The sequence below is a fragment of the Kitasatospora sp. NPDC001225 genome (genome assembly GCF_053597855.1).
This window is the reverse complement of record NZ_JBSFJC010000481.1, coordinates 1-1,129: the sequence shown is the minus strand read 5'-3', so window position 1 is coordinate 1,129 and position 1,129 is coordinate 1. Positions and strand designations below refer to the sequence as shown.

Here is a 1,129-nt window from a genome sequence, read left to right as displayed (position 1 = left end):
ACTCGGGGGACGCGCCGGGCTCGGGAGACGCGCCGGGCTCGGGGGTGCCCGGGAGGGTGGCCGGTGCCGGGCCTGCGGGACACGCCCCGGGGGCCTGCCGTCGAACCCGCGTCAGGCGGCGAAGCCGCCGTCCACCGCCAGCTCGGCGCCGGTGACGTACCGGCCGCCCTCGCCGACCAGGTAGGAGACCGCGGCGGCGACCTCCGCGCCGGTGCCGAAGCGGCCGAGCGCGGTGAGCTCGCGCTGGCCCTCCGCCGCGGGGCCGCCGGCCGGGTTCATGTCGGTGTCGATCGGCCCCGGGTGGACCAGGTTGGCGGTGATCCCGCGCGGCCCGAGCTCCCGGGCCAGCGCCTTGGTCAGGCCGATCAGCGCGGCCTTGCTGGTCCCGTACAGCGTGGCGCCGGGGAAGGCGACGCGCTGGGCTATGCAGCTGCCGAGGTTGACGATCCGCCCGCCCTCGGTCAGGTGCGCGGAGGCCGCCCGGGCGTACAGGAAGGGTGCCCGGACGTTCACCTCCAGGACCCGGTCGACGTCCTCCAGCGTGAGGTCGCCGATCGGGCCGAGGACGCCGACGCCCGCGTTGTTCACCAGGACGTCCAGCCTCCCGAACCGCTCGACGACGGCCTCGACCACGCCCCGCACCGCCTCCGGGTCGGCGCTGTCCGCCCGTACGGCCCAGCCGTTCCGCCCCATCGCGGTGATCTTCGCGGCGACCTCCTCGGCCCGCTCCGCGCCGCCCTGGTAGGTCAGCACCACGTGGGCGCCGTCCTCGGCGAGCCGCAGGGCGACCGCCGCCCCGATCCCCCGGCTGCCGCCGGTCACCAGGGCCACCTTGCCGTCGAGGCTGTCGAGCACTGCCGCACCGTTCATCGTCATATCTCCAGAACTCCTCGTTCCGATCTCGGACATGACTCGATCCTGGCCCGGGGCCCTTCAAACCTCCGGCGGTATTCGGACGTTGCGTTCAACGTTCAACCAAGTCGCGACGTGCTCCCATGCCCCGGCGTGTGCGCCGACCACCGGTGGTGCGGTCCGACCGCCGGCCGCCCGGTCCGGGGCGACCGAGGTGGTGGTGCTCACCACCTACGCCGACGACGAATCGCTGTTCCCGGCGCTCCAGGCCGGGGCG

Annotated in this window: 1 protein-coding gene and 1 pseudogene; one reads left to right on the top strand and one right to left on the bottom strand. The window is 74.8% G+C overall.

Going from position 1 to position 1,129, the window contains the following annotated elements; translation table 11 throughout:
* Nucleotides 1–111 precede the first annotated feature (111 nt).
* On the bottom strand, nucleotides 112–876 hold the full coding sequence (locus tag ACWDCZ_RS41615; protein WP_449818763.1) for an SDR family NAD(P)-dependent oxidoreductase: 765 nt from the start codon (nucleotides 874–876) through the stop codon (nucleotides 112–114).
* 184 nt (nucleotides 877–1,060) lie between these two features.
* Here ACWDCZ_RS41615 and ACWDCZ_RS41610 point away from each other — a divergent pair.
* Nucleotides 1,061–1,129 (top strand): annotated as a pseudogene (locus ACWDCZ_RS41610) (DNA-binding response regulator); the annotation flags it as partial.